The organism is Pseudomonas moraviensis, from assembly GCF_900105805.1.
Taxonomy (GTDB): Bacteria; Pseudomonadota; Gammaproteobacteria; order Pseudomonadales; family Pseudomonadaceae; genus Aquipseudomonas; species Aquipseudomonas moraviensis_A.
In genome coordinates this window covers 90,765-105,779 of record NZ_LT629788.1, presented here as the reverse complement: position 1 = coordinate 105,779, position 15,015 = coordinate 90,765, and the positions used below count along the sequence as shown (strand labels likewise).

The window sequence follows — 15,015 nt, the reverse complement described above, 5'->3', positions numbered from 1 at the left end:
TGGAGCGTCATGCGCTCCGGTTTTGCGGGGTGTTACGCCTTGGCGGCAGCCAGTGCGGCCTGCAGGGCTTCCAGATTTGCTTCGGCGTCGAACTCAACGTTCAGCGCCTTCAGCTCGTCGATGACCTTCTGCTTTTCGGCATCGGCAGCAGCCTCGGCTTCTTCCAGCTTCTTGCGCAGGGTTTCGACTTTGCTGTTGCCAGCGGCATCGATGCCCAACGCCTTCAGCTTGGCGAGCAGTTCCGCCTTTTCTTCGCCGTCAGCGGCAGGCGCCTTGCCATCGACGCTCATGAAGGCGAGACGCGACGCGCCTTTGTGCCCTTCTGGCGTCAAGTCCAGGTCTTGCGTTTCACCAGCGAGGACGTAGACAACGCCAGCCGTGGTGTGCACGCCCTGAAGCGCCTTCGAGTTGTTGGTCACTTTCATGTCGACCTCCTATCAGGCTGCTGGTGGGGTGATTTCGTCGAGGTACGCCACGGCGCCCGGCAGACGGATCTCGGTGCCGCCGGTACGCGCGATAATGCCGGTCTCGAAACCCATGATGGACTTCTGACGCGGAGCCAGCACGCGGCGCGGCATTGGCAGGTGGAAGCGAACCACCTCCGGATCCTTCCGGTACGCAACCAGGCGACCGCCGCCATCAGCGGAAGCATTGCGAGCTTCGCGCAGGGGAGCGATGTCCAGAGGCAGGCCGGTTTCAGCAGTGTAGATGTTGTTCTTACGAACGTACTCCAGCACGGTGATCATGCCGTCGCCTACGCCCAAGCGAGCCGTTGCGATGTAGCGGAATGCATCAGGTGGCAGGCGCAGCGTGTCAGCCCACTCGACTTCGCCGGTGTTGGTTCGGATCGATCCCAGCACACCGTTGATGTCGGCCATGATCTGATCGACAGTCTTGGCGGACCAGAAAGTGGAGCTGCCGGTACCGGTAGCGGCCGCATCGACGCGGGAAACGTTGCTGTCGTTCAGCAGGCCGGTCCAGCGCTTCTCGGTGCTGCCGACGAATGCGATGGAGTTCAGCAGGCGCTCAACCTTGTCAGCAGCGGAGTACGCTTTGGTGCCGCTCAGGTTGATGCCGTACAGCTGCGCCTGGTTCACTTCTTCCAGGTTCCATTCCCAGCCAGAGCCGATCATCGCGAAATCGTGCGATGCCTGATCGTGGGTCGCGGAGTTGAACGGCATGTCGGTGCCGGAGCCGGACAAGAACTTCGCTTCGCCGGCGGTATCGACGGTGAAGAAGGTGGTGCCGATGGCCCACGGTGCGCCCTCGGTCACAACCGGGATGCTTGCCGCGTAGTTAAACGCGGGATAACGGCGCGTGTAGATGCGGGTTTCGATGTTCCGGCCTTGGGCCAGAACAAACGGGAACGCCGACTGAGCGTCTTCAAAGACTTGAGGCATGTTAAGCGCTCCGATGTTTGAGGGAGATTTCGACGATGTCGCCGTTCGCACCAGTGGTGTCGAAGAAGGCGCCCGGGATGAGCACGGCGCCTGCGGCAGCAGTGGTCACGTAGCGATTGGTGGCGGCGACGTAGTACACGTCATCACCAGGCACCACCGCAGCGCCGGCAGTGACATACATCTGGCCGTCGGTCATGAAGGCACCGGTGAAGTCCTGCGGATAACCGTCGATCAGCGTGGAGCCGGTAGCAACCGGTGGAACCGCAGGGCTCAGCACGGCCAGCCCGAGGAAAAGAGTGCCGGTGGCGGCGATCTTGTGATCGTTGCCTGCACCCGCAACGCGGAAGCCCGGTGCCCCGAAGACAATGCCCTCGGCGTTCGAGACGGTGCGGCTGATCTTGTTGCACTTCTCTTCGTTGGCGACCAGGCCGGGCACGCCCTTGGCTGGAGCGTTGGTGTACGTGGTTTGGTAAGTAGCCATGGTGTGCTCCTTATGCCTTCGGCAGGTGGGCGGTTTGCATGTCCGAAATCATCTTCAGGCGTGCTTTTTCCGAATCATCGCCGCCGGCTGCACTGTCCTGATGGATCATGTGGTGACGGAACGGGTCATTGGCCGGGTTCTTGGCAGCGTCCTCGACCAGGATCTCGAAGCGCGCGTCGATGTAGGCATCAGCCTTGCCGGCCACGGCCGCATCGCCCAGCTTGGCGACCACGACAGCCTTGCGGATGTCGGCGTCGGTCTTCCCGGTGTAGTCGGCGTCAGCGATCGACTTGGCCTTGCTGATCAGGTCAGCGCGGGCGGTGACGCGCTTGTCGATATCGGCATCGCTGAGCTGCTTGGCCTTGAGGGCGTCGATCTCGGCGTCTTTCTTCGCCAGTTCGCCATCCTTCAGCGCCAGCGCAGCGGTATGCGCGTCGGTCAGGGATTTGATGTTTACCCCGGCATCGGCCAGCTGCTTGGTCAGCTTGTCGATCGCCTGGGCGCCTTGGTCGGTCGTCTGGACGGACAGGCCATCAACGATGACCGTACGCAGTGAATCAGCCATGTCATGGCCTCCTTGGGGGGTGTGTGGTTTATGGTCACCGATGCGAAGGTGCTCGCCACCCCGAGCGCGATGCTCAAGGCTGAGGTGATTCATTTTCATAGGGCCGAGGAAGCAGTCGTACTGCTCGCCATCGGGGGAAACGCCATCCTGAAACACGACCTCGGCGCCGTAGCCCATGGACAGCTCGCGCTTGCCGGACTCGTAGTCCTCGATCGCCTTGGCGTCCATCAGCACCAGCGGCACCTTGACGAACTGCCCGTCGCGGACAACCTCGCCACCGGTTTGGCCGATCGCGACGTCTTTCCAGTTCTTGGAGTTGACGCCGTCCCCGCCCGGGTGGCCGTTGGTCATTGGCCGGTATGCGTACGAGTGCATGGCGTCAGCGTGAAATACCGCGCTCTCTGGTCGGTACACACGAACGATCGGCTTATCCCGCAGACCGTGTTCGTTGTCCGGGTCGATCTCGGTACCCAGATAATCCTGAATACCGGTGCGCGCGACCCGTGCCTCGGCCACCAGATAGCCGTCCTCGGTGCGCCGCACTCCCGTGACTGGCACGGAGTCGGTGAAGATCATGGGGCGAGCTCCTCGAAGATCTCTGGACCCAGCTCAATCGCGCCACGGTATGGCTCGACCTTGTCGATATCGACGCTGCCAGGTTCGTAGGTGAAGGTGATGTGGGGCTGATAGTCCGGCCAGTCCCAAGAGGCTCCCGCCTCAACGATCGTGACGTGCCGCCAAGCCAGCTCGGAGCTGTTGAACAGCAGCACCACCGCGCCTTCGCCGAACTTGTCGATCAGCCTTGCGCCACCTGGTGCAATCTTGAGCTGGCCCTTGCCATCGCCGGACCATGACTCGCCGACCTTCATCCAATCGACCGGGTTACGGCTGTAGGCGACGGTGACGTGCAGGTCAGCATCTGGGACTGTGGATTCGAAGCCCTGCGACTTGGCCCACTCGATGATCTCGCCACCGTTGATGACCTTGCGGGACACATACAGAGAGCGAGGCGCGGCGTCAGTGATCGCTTTCTTCGCCACCGGCTGATCCGCAGCGGTGCCCGGCAGATCGGCGTCGTCATCGTCGTCATCGGGCAGCTCGCGGCCGAACTTCTCGATCGCCGCTTCCAGCCCCGGCATAACGCTCAGCTCAACCAACAGGTTCACAGCAGCAGTCGAAAGCGCATCCTCAGGGAACAGGCCGGAGTCTTTCAGCGCCTTGATGGTATCGGCGGTGGTCTTGCCGATATCGGCTCGCTCTTTCGCCGTGGCCTGCCAGAGTGGCGCCCAGGTGTAGTGCACCTCTTTCGGCCGACTGCCGAGCGCGGAGCGGATCAAGCCCTCATCCAGCACGCTCATGGCTGGCTTGATCTCCAGCTTCTGGCGTGACGCGACGTTGTCGTAGTAGTTGCGAGTGTTCTCTTCGCCATTGGCGCCCAGCCCTGTCGAGGACTGGCCGAACATGCGGGTGCCGGGGATATCGAACGCGCCGGCGACGCCCTGCTCTGTCTTGGCGATCACCTCCGGCAGGTTGCCGAAGCTGGCCGACTTCGAGCTGTGCGTCTCTTGCCCGTCGAGAATCAGTGTGCCGTTGATGCCTTTGGCAGTGGCAGCCAACCGCAAGCGCTCCAGCAGCAAGCGCTCGTAGTTCTTGTCTTGCATGCTCGACATCAGGTTCGGGATGTTGATGACGTCGATCTTGGCCTCGTAGACCAGGCTGACCACGTTGGCGACCGTCTCGTCGTAGTGACGCACAGCCGGCATTGCCGACAGCAGCACCGAGTCGCCCCAGCCGAAGCCAGTGCCTACGGCAAGCTCAGAGTCTGGATGCGGCACGCCGACGAAGATGACAAGACGCGACGGATGAATTTCCACCGTGGAGCCCGGCAGCCGGTACGCCTTTGGCTTGCCGAAGCGCGGGCTTTGCGGGTCCTGCTCGATCTCCGTGGCGCTGAGTTGACGGCGGGTCATTACCGTCAGGTACTTGATGCCGCCCTTCCCGATTCGATCCGACTTCAGCTCAGACGCTGTGTCACGCTCACCGGTGCCGATGAACACAGCAGCACCACCGAACAGGCGGGCCTTCAATAGGGCCTCAAGAATCTTGCCCTTGACGTTCAGGCGATCCTCTTCGGCTTCGATCAGCTCGATCTGAGCCTTGTCGGCCTGCCAGTTGCGCCAGTTGCGGCACGCATCTACGGCCGGAATACTCACGCCCTTCTGCGCTGTCCATGATCCACGGAAGGCGTTCAGCAGTTGCTGATCGTCCATTACAGGAAGCGCGTAGTGCGAGTGCGATGCCTTGTCGCGCGCAGTGCCCAGTCCTGCGACCAGGTTCTGCAGGCTGTCTTTCAGATAAGTGAATGCGCTCATTGGTCGCTCACGTTCGCGAGTGTGTAGCTGCCCGCAATCGGGAAGCGCTGGACAATGAAGTAGCCGAGTGCGTCGACCGGGTCTTCAGTGCCGTCCTTGTTGGGTTCGCCTTTTTCGTCGTAGGCCTGCTGCTCAAGCACCTGCGTACTCACCGGACAGTTGTCGGTGTTCACCAGGTAGCGGCGTTTCTGATCGATGTTGAGCATCATGGCGTTCACGGCCAGTACCCGATCGCGAACCGCTGGGTTCGAGGGGTTGACCATGACCATGAAGCCGGCCGCGCGGAGCAGGCTGTGATCCGACTCGCTGCCGCTGACGCTCTTGCGGTTCTTGCCGCTGGCGTCCGGGTAAACCGTGATGCTGTGGCCCGGATATCGCCGTTTGAGCTCAACGATCATCGCCGGCGTGTCGAACAGGTGAGTGGCCTCTTCCAGCAACAGCGGCAGGCCGTCACGAATGACATGCACCGTCGCGGCCATCCGGTTGATGTTGAAGTCCATGCCGATGTGCAATTGCTCGCCCGGGCGGATCGTCGCGTCGATGTGGTTCTGCTTTCGGCAGAAGTTCGGGTAGACGCTGCCCGACGTCAGGTTGACGAACAGGCCGTCGATGTATGCATCCACCAGGTTGGCCGGGTACGACTCACGCAGCGACTTGATGTAGTCCTTCGGCAGGTTTTTCGCGTTTTGCCGCGTCGAAGCGTGCACGATGCCGTACAACGGGCGCTGGCTCGGGTTGGCGGCAAGCTCCTTGACGAACTTGCGATAGACCCAGTTGAAGCCCTCCGGCGTCGTGGTGACGTCGATGGTGTTCATGGCTCGCGTAGGCCAAACCGTAGACATCCGCGCGATGATCTTCTTCCACGCGCTGTCAGCCTTCTTGATCGCCATGCAGTCGATCTCGTCGACCAACGCATGAGCGATGTTGAAGCCGACGATGCGGTGCGGGTGCTCCATGCTCTTGCAGACGATCGTCGACAGGCACCGGCCTCGGTTGTCGCGCAGGTACACGCGCTTCTTGCTCGGCACGATGTCGGCGAACAGACCGAAAGCCTCGGCCACCACCGGCATGGTGTCGTAGAAGATGTCCGCGATCTGCGGATAGGTCGGCGCGAAGTAGCCCTGCGGAATGCCTGGATGCTCCAGTGCGTTGATGCACATCCGGACACATCCCACGAACGTCTTGCCGCTACGGTAGCCTCCGACGAACGCTGAAAACTTCTTGGGGTGACTGATGAACTCGAACTGCGGCTTATTCAGCTTCAGGGTCGCTTGCATCTTCTACCCCGATGATTACTTGCTTGGGCTCGGGCAGGCCCTGATTCGGGTCTTCCAGTTCGCGGCGCAGCTTCTCGTTGAGCAGGCGCTTGTTCTCGACCTCGATGCGCTTGAGCTCGGTGTCGAGATCGGCATGGCCAGGCGGCGAGAACATTCCAAGGTGGCGGCCGATATCGACCAGTGCGCCCTTTTTGTCGTGCAGCTTGACCTTCAGGCCATCCCTACTCTGGGACACCTCGGCAATGGCGCCGGCGGTGTTGTCGTCGATCTCGGTTGAGTCGATCAGCGCTAGCCCGTGGTACGGGACCATGTCCTCTGGCGCGTCGTCCTCACCATCGACCATGCGCACCTGCGTCTCGCCCCAGCGCACGACCTTACGGATGTCGCTGAAGCCGATCTTCGCGAGTTCTTTCAAGACCATGTCCTGAGTGATCTCTACCCGACTGGACCTCGCTTTCATCCCCTTTTCAATTGCTGACTGGATGTCAGGTTTTGTCAGGTTCTCATTGCTGATGGATCTGGCTGTCCTTTCGCTATACCCCGCGCGGATAGCGGCTTGCGTGGCGTTAAGGTCTATCAGGTACTCGTCGACGAAGCGCTGCTGTTTTGCTGTCAGCGCCATAGGGATTCCTTGAGACTTTTTGGTGCCTCGCTCAGGCGTTTAATGAAATGGAAATATCGAAGTTGCTATGGCGTGAGGCATAAAAAAAGGCCGATATCCTTGAAGGACTCGGCCCAAGCTCAGCATTTTTCAAATCACATACAACCTATCAACCACGGCCTATCGCAATGCCCATTGCTGGCAACGTATAGATCTTGAGTGTTTCCGCATCGAACACGTCTTCAAACCGTTTTGTCTTGTCAAACCACTGGCACTTGACGCCATCTTTCGGCCCGGTTCCGTAACCGCTGTAGTCGCCCAACTCAACGACCGTCATCTTCGGACCACCACTGCGCAACACAACTACATCGCCCTTCTTGAACTCAGCCATATCAATCTCCTGTGAGTGGAGATATGTCCATGGGGATCAAATGCCATCATTTCAATAGCAAATACGATTTAAAGATGTCGCGACACAATTTGCACTCTCGCGAAACGTGTCGCGACCTACTTGCTCTGACTGCGCTTGATCTGCGCGTCCACCTGGTCTGCACAGGTGTCGAGCAGGTTGATGGCTTGGTTCTTCAGCTCCCACAGCTGGCCGTTGTCAGCGAGGTCTTCATCAGCTACCCGCTCACAAGGCACCAGTTCAGGGGGCTCGACTCTTACCGCCGCTGCCTTGGTTACCACCGCCGGCTTTCCCGCGCAGGCCGTCAGGCAGAGGCTGAGCAGCCCAATCACGAACAGGCTTGCTGTTGCGCTTGAGTTCTTCAAAGTTCTTCTCCGCCTTTCTGGCTTTGGCCTGGCTGGCCTGTAAGCGCTTATTCAGGTCTTTCTGGTAATCGGCGTTGCGCTGGGCTTCGGCGCGTAGCGTGGTGATCGTGGCCTGGCTTTCGAGATTGGCGTCGACCGCCTTTTTCTTCTCGCTGGCTTCGAATGCCACCTCCCCGCGAAGGGCAACGACGCGCGACTGCTGTATCCCAATGAGGAGCAAGCCAACCAGGGCAATGATGATTGCTGCAGCGAAGGTCTTCATGCGGCATCCGCCTTGCGACCGAGGAATCGGGTCACCAGCTCGCGAATGGCCGTCACGCCGAGGAAGCCGATCGTGCCACCGGCAGCGACCGACAGACTGGAAGGCCAGGCCATCCACTCGATAATGCTGGACGCGACCAAGCTCAGCGATCCACAGATCAGCGCCTCGAAAACGATACGGCGCTTACTGGTTTCCTTCGCGTCGTACATGACTCGAAGCAACGATACGGTGATGGACATGATCACGCCCTGCCAGAGCGGATTGCTCAACGCCAGCCAGATCTTGGCCCATGTGTCTGGCTTGTCAGGCATGTTTGGCATCCGGGTTGCCTCCCCCTTGGGGAGATTAGATTGATCGGCCTGTGCAGATATTTGCAGGGGATCCGAATTAAGAATTTCCGTTTCCGAACGCGAGGGGAAATACACATAAGTGTTTACACTAAACACTTATGTGTTTAAACTGGCTCCATCAACACACAAAGGAGGGTTGATGAAGTACAGCGAGTTCAGAAGATGGTTGGAGGCCCGAGGGGTCGAGTTTTCGAAGTCAGCAAAAGGCAGCCACTTCAAGATTCGCTACAAGGACCGGCAAACGATCTTTCCAAGCCACGGATCGAAGGAAATAGGTGAAGGGCTTCGGAAAGAGATAATCAAACAACTGGGCCTCAAATGAGGCCCCAACTCATCTGCTCGCGACAAGTCAGCTCTCAACAGAGGAAATTTATGTACAACTACAAAATCGTCGCTCACGAAGAGTCCGATCATTTCTGGTCGACATGCCCAGACATCCCAGAAGCTCATAGCGCTGGGGATACGCTGGAGGAGCTGCTGGAAAATGCTGCCGATGGGCTTACCTTGGCGCTCTCGATTTACGTGGATCAAAAACGTGAAATTCCTCACGCGTCCGGACAGGGCGATCACCACGTGCGGCTTTCGGCCGTCACGCTGGCAAAAATCATCCTCTGGAATCAATTGATCCACACCGGAAAATCAAAAGCAGACCTGGCTGCGATGCTGGGTATCTCTCCTACAGCAGCCGCTCGGCTTGTTGATTTCGAGCACACGTCGAAGATGGAAAGCTTGGAGGACGCTCTCGATCAGTTCGGCCTTCGACTGCAGATCGTGAAGGAGCATGCATTTGCCGCTGGCACCGGGCGACCTCCAAAAGGTTTGGCTCCGAGGCCCTGAATAGGTGCGCTCGTCTTTCCGAGCTGTCGGCCAAAGACGATCCCAGCGTCGACGCCCCTTTGCATCGATCTCGCTGCTCCTGTCTCGCGCCACCCTGAAAGCATTGTGAGGTCAGGGTGCGCGGGCTGCCGGCGTTGATCCGTGCGTCGCACTATCCGGCTATCGACGTCCAGGTCTTCCCGAAGGCTGCCCTGGCTGCAGGTGAATTTCAGGCAATAAAAACCCGGCGCGGTGGCCGGGCTTGTAAATTCGTTAATGCTGATTATTTCGACTGCCTGAGCAACTCGTTGATAGCCCCCACGCAGATAGCCACTGGCGCATCAGTCGACGGGAAGGCAAACAGGGTTCCTGTTGGACGCACAGCGCGAATATATGGCAGGTCGGTTATCCGATCCGCGAACGCCTTCTCGATGCAATAGGCGATCACTTCCCTCTCGCACTCAACCCGCCACAAGTAGCTATTACCGCTCAACTGCTCAACATCGTCCTTGATGGACTCGATCGAGACATGGCTCAGAGTATACGTTGTCATATCAAGCTCCTTTTGGTTGGAGCCGAGATGATACATGCAGCGATTACCTGAAACGGAAAAACCCGGCGCAATGGCCGGGTTTCGTGGATCATTGAGTAAGTTGCCGGAGGCAAAACTCTAACAGTGGCGAAATCATGCCATGAGCCGCACGGGAACGCAATAGGCCCTCAAGCAGCCTCGCGCATTTCGTAAATCACGGCGGCAACCGGGCTCAAAGCGCGGCGATCCAAATCCTCGCAGCACTCGAAAATCAGCTGGATTACACCGCCCCAATCCCGCTCCCAGTTGCACGATTCCAGCCGCACCTCGTACACCTGCCACATCCACGCCCGGAACTTCTCGGCGTTGGCCAGCGGGTCCTCGTTTGACGATTGGCCGCCTTGGTGCATGTACCGGTACCGGCGCATGATCCCCTTCACCACATATTCCAACTTCTCCCGCTTCGCGGCCGTCATGCGCGGCGATCGAGTTTGCACCAGCACGAAAACAACCTCTTCCGCCGCCTCGCGGATATCGTCGCTCTGCTCGGCTGCGTACATGAAATCACCGAAGACGCGGATCTGCGGATGTAGGCGCTCGATTGCTGATTGGATGTGCCCAGCAAGTGCGCCGTGCACAGCATGATTTGCCGTTGGCCCACGCTCAGTGCTCTGCACTACAACGCCGAGCTGGACGACGTCGGAGGTCTGGCCGGGGGCCGGGTTGTATTTGCAGTCATGCCAAGCCTGGCGCGCTGAGTTGATTTTCATGCTGCAGCCCTCTTCAGTTCGCGGGTCTTGGCCCGGTATTCGGCCTTGATGGTTTTGATTTCCCCGATGGTGTACTTGCGGGGCTCATGAGGCCCTTCGAGCCAAGCCACGGTTTCGGCGCCGATGCGCTGCACCAACCGGATGCGGTACTCGACCGCGTTACCGGACAGATTGCGGTTGCACTTCACGCACTGGCGGTGGATGTTCAGCGGCTCGAATCGCAGCTCAGGGCAGGCGCCGACGGATCGGTAATGGCCGGCGTCCCAGCGGCTGCCCGTCATCAGGTCGTTGTCGTTCGGCATGGAGTCGCAGCTGATGCAGGGCAGGTGCGCGTCACGCAGGCGGACGTACTCGTTCACTGCGGCCTGGGCCTCGCGCAGGTGATCCGCCCTGGTCTTCAGCTTCTCCTTGCGCACCTGGATCTCGCGGCGGTCGCGCTGGGCGATTGCCTTGCGAGCTTTCTCGGTGTTCGCCGGCGCCATGGCCAGCGCGCACTTCGGACTGCATACCGCCTGCCCCAAGCGCTGCGGCGGGAAGCTGATGCCGCACGCTGGGTTCTTGCACTTCTTCGGCTTCGGAGCCTTCTTCTCCTTGAGGGCTACGCGCATGGTTCGGCCTCCTTGGCTTTCTGCTGCTCGGGGGTGAAGTCGCCGCGCAGGGGCATCAGCCATTGCTGTCGGCACGGTCCAGACCGGACCATGATTTCAAACTGGATATACCCGCCAAAAAGAGACTTCGATCCGTCCAGACTTTCCACGATCCAAGTGGGCACTTCGCGAGGCTTGAAGCACACGCCCTCATGCATGAAGGAACCGCTGTTGGGAGCGATGTACTCAACTAGGCGAACCGTTTTCCCGATATTCTTCGGCGCCGCCGAGTTGATGATCAGGGCCAGATCGCCCGGCTTGAAGTTACTGGTCATAGCGGCCGTCCCAGTGGTCAGTTGCGCTCCACTTCACGTCATGCTCGGCGCCGAACGCATGCATCAGCTCGAACAGATCGCTGAACCACTTCTGCGATTGCTTGCGGGTCGATACGGCCATCACCACGAAGCCACCGTCGAGGCCTGGCTCCGCACGCTGCTTCTCCAGAGAGGCACTGAAAAGGCACTTCCAGTCTTCACTGGTCAGCTTCTTGCCGTGCCAGACCACCTGCTCGGATACGTCCTTGAGCATTGCCCACATCTTGCGGTTGCAGACGTCAGGGCGCTTCTCGTCGCGGATCACCACGACCTTCGGCTTGCTCAGGTCGATAGCGTGCAAGGCGCCGGCGAGGCGGTTGATATCGCTTCGGTCGCGGATTGTGTATTCGGGGTTCATGGGTTCTCGCTCCTACAGGCAGAGCGCTCTGGAACGGGCGTTTCAGCCGAAGTGGACCCTTGCTCGCTCCCACAGGTGAGCGGCCGCTCGTTGCTCATAGCCGTCGCGGCATTCCAGACCTTGCACCAGGCGCATTCGGTTCCAGACTTTGCGCCGTTACCTTGATCCCAAACTCCGGGGATGGCGTGACAGTGCCCGGGCGCGTTGCCATTGCGGCTGGTCTGGTTAGGTATCTCGCTCACTACGCAAGCCATCACGCTTCGCAGCGCCTCGTTCTCGGCCTTGAGTTGCTCAATCTCCTTGAGCGTCCCAGCCTTGGCATGCGCTGCTGCAGCGTCGGCGATCCCCTTGACCGCTTCGGTTACAGCGGCGCGGATGATCTGGCGCTCCGGCGATGCGGAAAGTCGATCGTTCTCGGCCAGCAGCTCCAGCGCCACCTCCTCCACGGTCTTCTCCCCGAGGAATTCCTGCAGAGCCTCGGTGTTGCGCTTCCAGTCTGCGCAGTCGGCACGGTAGGACGCGGCTTCGGCCCACAGCAGCTTCTGGAGTTTTTGTTTGTCGATAGTCATTTCAGAAACCCTCCTTGCCGCGCTGAGATTCCCAATCGAACGGGACAACGATCATTCCGCCCTCGCGCAAACGGTCGACGCAGCGGTCACCCATGGCGGCCGGCAACTGGCTGGCTTCGAGATTGGAGATCACCACCGTCGGGCGCTCCTGCTCGTACCGGCCGTTGATGATTGCGAACAGGGTCGTCAGCTCGAAGTCGCTCGGCTGCTCCTTGCTTACGCCTACCTCGTCCAGCACCAACAAATCGGGATCGATCAGGCTCGACAGGATCTCGGCCTCGCTGCGTTCGCTGTGCTTGTCGTACGTGGAGCGGATCGCCTGAAGGATTGCGCCGACAGTGCGGTACACGGCCGTGCGAGACGTGTTGTGCAGCAGCTCGTTGGCCATGCCGGCGCCGAGGTGCGTTTTGCCGGTACCGGGCTTGCCAATCATCACCATGCAGCGACCGGTCTTCAGGATCTCGTCGAAGATCTGGACGTAGTGCTGGCAGAACCGCAGGGCTTTGCGCTGGCCTTCGTTCTCGGCCTGGTAGTTGCCCAGGGTGCGAGTGGTAAAGCGTTTCGGGATCAGCGCATCGCCCAGCTTGCGAGCGAGGGACATGCGCAGTTCCATCGCCTTGTTGGCCTTCTCGGCCGCGTCGGCTTTCTCGCGGGCAATACGGCTGCATTCGGGGCAGTTGCTTCTGAGCTCCCGGCCTAGAACGGCATAGACCTTCTGCTCGTAGGCGCCGTGGGTTTCGCACTCAGCAGGCTGAATGCGAGTGCCCGGCGGCAGTTCCTGCGTGGCTTGGACTTGCTCAGAGCGCATAACTGCCGTCCTCCCGCATCTTCAGGCCTGATGTGTAATCGCGATCGGCGAAGCCGGTGTGGCGGGATTGCGGGAACGGGTGCACGTTGCTGGCGACCTTGTCCGGGAAAATGCCGGTCCAGCCGTTGGAGATCGAGGTGGCGAGCACCTGATCCGGCGCGGCATGGCCCAGTAAGGCCTTGGCCTGCTGCTCACAGCTCTTGGCGGTCAGCGGCTTGCGGATTTCCTTGCGGTGCTGGCACCAGTCGGCCCATGCCTTTTCGGATACATTCTCGGGCTTGGCAGTGAGCGGATCGAATTTGCCAGACTTCGCCGGTGCGCCAGCACCATGCTTTTGATCTTGCTCTTTCTTCTCTTCTCTTCTCTTCTCTTCTCTGGTCCGCGTTTTGTCCGCATCGCTTGCGGACACATTGCGGACAGAGTTGTTTTTGCGGTCGTTACGCTTGCGCTCGCTGTCGTTGGCCCGGCGCTTTGCACTGGCGCCGTTGTGCTCGTCAAAGCGAGGCATTACAAGGCTTCCATCGTCCTGCACGGACGCCCATTCCACTTCGATCATGGCCTGGGTAAAGCCCGGCCAGCCAACCACCGCGTCCATCGCATCGACGCTGTAACCGTGCAGCACACCGTCGTCGGAATGGGTGTCGAAGATGCTCCACGCAATGTGCAGTCCGCCAATGATCCGAAGTCTGTCCGCTTTCAATGCGGACACCATGCGGAAAACTTTCGGATGTGTCTGAAGGTCGATTCGCATTTTGATCCAGTCCCCGGCCATTACGCGGCCCTCAGTGCTTTGTCATGGGTGAACAGTCCGTCCCAGGTCTTCTTCATTGGCAGCTCGCCAGCCAGGTAAAGGTCATACAGGCGCACGGCGCCCTTCTTGAGCAGGACTGGTGTGAAGGAAACGAACGGCTCTTTGCCGTGGGGAGTGACTTCGTGCTGATGCTCGGTCATGTACTTGTCGCGGGCGTAAGACGCCACACGGAAGCGCAGTCCAGATTTGCTCTCGTTGTAGAGCCAGCTGCGGCCTTCGAGGAACTTGCCCACCTGCATGACGTTGACCCCATTGAGGCCCTTGCAGAATTGGGTGTGCGTCATCCCCTCTTTGAACAGGTTCTCCATGGAATGGATTTTCGAGGCTTGGGCTTCGACTTGGATCGACAGCTGCAGACGCTGCTGCTCGGCCTCGAACGCGATCTGGATAAGATCCATGCGGGAGAGTTCGCGAGGCTGAGACAGGGCATTGATCTTGGAGACGACCGAGCGGCGAACTGCTTTCGACTCCCGCATCGAGATCAGAAGGCACTGATCCTTGGTCAGCATCAACGCCTCAGAGGCTGGGCCGCGCTGATTCCTTACTACGAAAGTTTCGTAGTATTCGCCGTCCAGCTCGTCGCGGCACCGCGCGGTGAAATCATTGCGACGAACTTCGCTTTCGCCAAATTCCTTTCGGGCCGCGTTGACCAGGTCGAGCAATTCGAAGCTGCTCATTTTTTCACGCGACACGTTTTCACCGTTGCCAAATTGTGTCGCGACACTGGCCGGGGTATTGATCGTTGGAATTGATTGGTGCATGATTCGCTCCAGTTGTTACTGCTGTTGAAAAAGCCACCCTCGTCCGGTGGTTTTTTTATGCCTGTTGAAAAGTGGGCCCTTCTTCAGGCCCTGTGTGAGGGCCTCACCTATCCGGTAGAGGGCCTCTTAAGTCCCACCAGTGTCAGGACTGGCGCTTTGTGCCTGCCAACGAAGACCGTTGCTCCCGAGGTGATTGCCTCGAGAAGGATCTCGTTTACCGCCTCTTCAAACGTCCACCCTCTTGCCTCCATGAGTTGGTGAACTTTGGCGCGGGTCTCTGGCGGCACGTTTTCTTCTGTGAACTGCATTCGTGCCCTCCTGAGGGCCTCTAGCCCGCGATATTCTTGAGGTCCTTAAGGTCCTCGGGCATGAGTGCTTCGATTGCGCCATTGACTGCTGCCCACTCCAACATCTCGAAAAGGTACGTCGCGTACTCCCGACGGCTTTTGTCGGCGGCGCGCTGCAACTGTCGATCGAGCAATGGATACAGACGGATCTTCCTGGCGATGTCTCGGCGCTGGTTGAGGGGGTCTTTGAAGCCCATACG

Annotated in this window: 23 protein-coding genes; 2 read left to right on the top strand and 21 right to left on the bottom strand. The window is 59.6% G+C overall.

From position 1 onward, the window contains the following. Positions 1-32: 32 nt before the first annotated feature. The 11 genes from BLU71_RS00550 to BLU71_RS00500 form a co-directional block, all read right to left on the bottom strand. On the bottom strand, positions 33-425 hold the full coding sequence (locus tag BLU71_RS00550; RefSeq protein WP_083352071.1) for a hypothetical protein: 393 nt from the start codon (positions 423-425) through the stop codon (positions 33-35). A 12-nt stretch (positions 426-437) separates the two neighbouring features. Then, positions 438-1,400: a DUF2184 domain-containing protein gene (locus BLU71_RS00545; RefSeq protein WP_083352070.1), complete on the bottom strand. Its 963-nt coding sequence runs from the start codon at positions 1,398-1,400 to the stop codon at positions 438-440. A 1-nt stretch (position 1,401) separates the two neighbouring features. Beyond that, positions 1,402-1,881 carry a structural cement protein Gp24 gene (locus BLU71_RS00540; RefSeq protein WP_083352069.1) on the bottom strand — a complete coding sequence of 160 codons (480 nt, stop codon included), beginning with the start codon at positions 1,879-1,881 and terminating at the stop codon, positions 1,402-1,404. 10 nt (positions 1,882-1,891) lie between these two features. Further along, positions 1,892-3,022 (bottom strand): DUF2213 domain-containing protein, encoded by a 1,131-nt coding sequence (locus BLU71_RS00535; protein ID WP_083352068.1) that lies wholly within the window; start codon positions 3,020-3,022, stop codon positions 1,892-1,894. Further along, positions 3,019-4,818 (bottom strand): anti-CBASS protein Acb1 family protein, encoded by a 1,800-nt coding sequence (locus tag BLU71_RS00530; protein WP_083352067.1) that lies wholly within the window; start codon positions 4,816-4,818, stop codon positions 3,019-3,021. Before BLU71_RS00530 ends, BLU71_RS00535 begins: the two co-directional genes overlap by 4 nt. Continuing rightward, positions 4,815-6,095 (bottom strand): terminase large subunit domain-containing protein, encoded by a 1,281-nt coding sequence (locus tag BLU71_RS00525; protein WP_083352066.1) that lies wholly within the window; start codon positions 6,093-6,095, stop codon positions 4,815-4,817. Before BLU71_RS00525 ends, BLU71_RS00530 begins: the two co-directional genes overlap by 4 nt. Beyond that, a complete protein-coding gene (locus BLU71_RS27600; protein WP_083352065.1) occupies positions 6,070-6,717 on the bottom strand; it encodes a terminase small subunit in 648 nt (215 codons plus the stop codon). Before BLU71_RS27600 ends, BLU71_RS00525 begins: the two co-directional genes overlap by 26 nt. A gap of 148 nt (positions 6,718-6,865) precedes the next feature. After that, complete coding sequence (locus BLU71_RS00515; protein WP_083352064.1) at positions 6,866-7,087, bottom strand: YodC family protein; 222 nt, start codon at positions 7,085-7,087, stop codon at positions 6,866-6,868. Positions 7,088-7,203: 116 nt separating this feature from the next. Then, positions 7,204-7,386: a hypothetical protein gene (locus BLU71_RS27595; RefSeq protein WP_083352063.1), complete on the bottom strand. Its 183-nt coding sequence runs from the start codon at positions 7,384-7,386 to the stop codon at positions 7,204-7,206. Beyond that, entirely contained in the window at positions 7,346-7,732 is a 387-nt protein-coding gene (locus BLU71_RS00505; protein WP_083352062.1) for a hypothetical protein, read from the bottom strand. The genes BLU71_RS27595 and BLU71_RS00505 overlap by 41 nt, the downstream gene beginning before the upstream one ends. Then, positions 7,729-8,043, bottom strand: a complete 315-nt coding sequence (locus tag BLU71_RS00500) for a phage holin, lambda family (RefSeq protein ID WP_162276419.1) — start codon at positions 8,041-8,043, stop codon at positions 7,729-7,731. The genes BLU71_RS00505 and BLU71_RS00500 overlap by 4 nt, the downstream gene beginning before the upstream one ends. Positions 8,044-8,221: 178 nt before the next feature. On the opposite strand from BLU71_RS00500, the gene BLU71_RS00495 reads away from it, so the two are divergent. Beyond that, entirely contained in the window at positions 8,222-8,404 is a 183-nt protein-coding gene (locus BLU71_RS00495) for a type II toxin-antitoxin system HicA family toxin (RefSeq protein WP_083352061.1), read from the top strand. Positions 8,405-8,454: 50 nt separating this feature from the next. Further along, complete coding sequence (locus BLU71_RS00490) at positions 8,455-8,919, top strand: type II toxin-antitoxin system HicB family antitoxin (RefSeq protein ID WP_083352060.1); 465 nt, start codon at positions 8,455-8,457, stop codon at positions 8,917-8,919. 262 nt (positions 8,920-9,181) lie between these two features. Here BLU71_RS00490 and BLU71_RS00485 read toward each other — a convergent pair whose 3' ends face one another. From BLU71_RS00485 to BLU71_RS00435, 10 genes are all read right to left on the bottom strand, one after another. Next, positions 9,182-9,451, bottom strand: a complete 270-nt coding sequence (locus tag BLU71_RS00485) for a hypothetical protein (RefSeq protein WP_083352059.1) — start codon at positions 9,449-9,451, stop codon at positions 9,182-9,184. A gap of 167 nt (positions 9,452-9,618) precedes the next feature. Continuing rightward, positions 9,619-10,200, bottom strand: a complete 582-nt coding sequence (locus BLU71_RS00480; protein ID WP_083352058.1) for a hypothetical protein — start codon at positions 10,198-10,200, stop codon at positions 9,619-9,621. Beyond that, on the bottom strand, positions 10,197-10,808 hold the full coding sequence (locus BLU71_RS00475) for a recombination protein NinG (RefSeq protein WP_083352057.1): 612 nt from the start codon (positions 10,806-10,808) through the stop codon (positions 10,197-10,199). Before BLU71_RS00475 ends, BLU71_RS00480 begins: the two co-directional genes overlap by 4 nt. After that, positions 10,799-11,122, bottom strand: coding sequence for a hypothetical protein (locus BLU71_RS00470; protein ID WP_083352056.1), 324 nt, complete (start codon positions 11,120-11,122; stop codon positions 10,799-10,801). Before BLU71_RS00470 ends, BLU71_RS00475 begins: the two co-directional genes overlap by 10 nt. Continuing rightward, entirely contained in the window at positions 11,112-11,519 is a 408-nt protein-coding gene (locus BLU71_RS00465; protein ID WP_083352055.1) for a recombination protein NinB, read from the bottom strand. The genes BLU71_RS00470 and BLU71_RS00465 overlap by 11 nt, the downstream gene beginning before the upstream one ends. Further along, complete coding sequence (locus BLU71_RS00460) at positions 11,516-12,088, bottom strand: hypothetical protein (protein WP_083352054.1); 573 nt, start codon at positions 12,086-12,088, stop codon at positions 11,516-11,518. The genes BLU71_RS00465 and BLU71_RS00460 overlap by 4 nt, the downstream gene beginning before the upstream one ends. 1 nt (position 12,089) lies before the next feature. Continuing rightward, the gene (locus BLU71_RS00455; protein ID WP_083352053.1) at positions 12,090-12,896 is read right to left on the bottom strand and encodes an ATP-binding protein; all 807 of its coding nucleotides are present in this window, start codon (positions 12,894-12,896) and stop codon (positions 12,090-12,092) included. After that, entirely contained in the window at positions 12,886-13,668 is a 783-nt protein-coding gene (locus tag BLU71_RS27590) for a hypothetical protein (protein WP_083352052.1), read from the bottom strand. Before BLU71_RS27590 ends, BLU71_RS00455 begins: the two co-directional genes overlap by 11 nt. Beyond that, complete coding sequence (locus tag BLU71_RS00445; protein WP_083352051.1) at positions 13,668-14,468, bottom strand: phage antirepressor protein; 801 nt, start codon at positions 14,466-14,468, stop codon at positions 13,668-13,670. Before BLU71_RS00445 ends, BLU71_RS27590 begins: the two co-directional genes overlap by 1 nt. Positions 14,469-14,796: 328 nt before the next feature. After that, positions 14,797-15,012, bottom strand: coding sequence for a hypothetical protein (locus tag BLU71_RS00435; protein WP_064588254.1), 216 nt, complete (start codon positions 15,010-15,012; stop codon positions 14,797-14,799). Positions 15,013-15,015 lie beyond the last annotated feature (3 nt).

Coding starts and splice junctions, on each gene's coding strand:
- BLU71_RS00485 (WP_083352059.1), bottom strand. CDS start 9,451: ATGACAACGTATACTCTGAGCCATGTCTCGATCGAGTCCATCAAGGAC.
- BLU71_RS00445 (WP_083352051.1), bottom strand. CDS start 14,468: ATGCACCAATCAATTCCAACGATCAATACCCCGGCCAGTGTCGCGACA.
- BLU71_RS00540 (WP_083352069.1), bottom strand. CDS start 1,881: ATGGCTACTTACCAAACCACGTACACCAACGCTCCAGCCAAGGGCGTG.
- BLU71_RS00465 (WP_083352055.1), bottom strand. CDS start 11,519: ATGAACCCCGAATACACAATCCGCGACCGAAGCGATATCAACCGCCTC.
- BLU71_RS00535 (WP_083352068.1), bottom strand. CDS start 3,022: ATGATCTTCACCGACTCCGTGCCAGTCACGGGAGTGCGGCGCACCGAG.
- BLU71_RS00475 (WP_083352057.1), bottom strand. CDS start 10,808: ATGCGCGTAGCCCTCAAGGAGAAGAAGGCTCCGAAGCCGAAGAAGTGC.
- BLU71_RS00550 (WP_083352071.1), bottom strand. CDS start 425: ATGAAAGTGACCAACAACTCGAAGGCGCTTCAGGGCGTGCACACCACG.
- BLU71_RS00460 (WP_083352054.1), bottom strand. CDS start 12,088: ATGACTATCGACAAACAAAAACTCCAGAAGCTGCTGTGGGCCGAAGCC.
- BLU71_RS00480 (WP_083352058.1), bottom strand. CDS start 10,200: ATGAAAATCAACTCAGCGCGCCAGGCTTGGCATGACTGCAAATACAAC.
- BLU71_RS00500 (WP_162276419.1), bottom strand. CDS start 8,043: ATGCCTGACAAGCCAGACACATGGGCCAAGATCTGGCTGGCGTTGAGC.
- BLU71_RS00470 (WP_083352056.1), bottom strand. CDS start 11,122: ATGACCAGTAACTTCAAGCCGGGCGATCTGGCCCTGATCATCAACTCG.
- BLU71_RS00490 (WP_083352060.1), top strand. CDS start 8,455: ATGTACAACTACAAAATCGTCGCTCACGAAGAGTCCGATCATTTCTGG.
- BLU71_RS00515 (WP_083352064.1), bottom strand. CDS start 7,087: ATGGCTGAGTTCAAGAAGGGCGATGTAGTTGTGTTGCGCAGTGGTGGT.
- BLU71_RS00530 (WP_083352067.1), bottom strand. CDS start 4,818: ATGAGCGCATTCACTTATCTGAAAGACAGCCTGCAGAACCTGGTCGCA.
- BLU71_RS00505 (WP_083352062.1), bottom strand. CDS start 7,732: ATGAAGACCTTCGCTGCAGCAATCATCATTGCCCTGGTTGGCTTGCTC.
- BLU71_RS00455 (WP_083352053.1), bottom strand. CDS start 12,896: ATGCGCTCTGAGCAAGTCCAAGCCACGCAGGAACTGCCGCCGGGCACT.
- BLU71_RS00495 (WP_083352061.1), top strand. CDS start 8,222: ATGAAGTACAGCGAGTTCAGAAGATGGTTGGAGGCCCGAGGGGTCGAG.
- BLU71_RS00525 (WP_083352066.1), bottom strand. CDS start 6,095: ATGCAAGCGACCCTGAAGCTGAATAAGCCGCAGTTCGAGTTCATCAGT.
- BLU71_RS00545 (WP_083352070.1), bottom strand. CDS start 1,400: ATGCCTCAAGTCTTTGAAGACGCTCAGTCGGCGTTCCCGTTTGTTCTG.
- BLU71_RS00435 (WP_064588254.1), bottom strand. CDS start 15,012: ATGGGCTTCAAAGACCCCCTCAACCAGCGCCGAGACATCGCCAGGAAG.
- BLU71_RS27600 (WP_083352065.1), bottom strand. CDS start 6,717: ATGGCGCTGACAGCAAAACAGCAGCGCTTCGTCGACGAGTACCTGATA.
- BLU71_RS27590 (WP_083352052.1), bottom strand. CDS start 13,668: ATGGCCGGGGACTGGATCAAAATGCGAATCGACCTTCAGACACATCCG.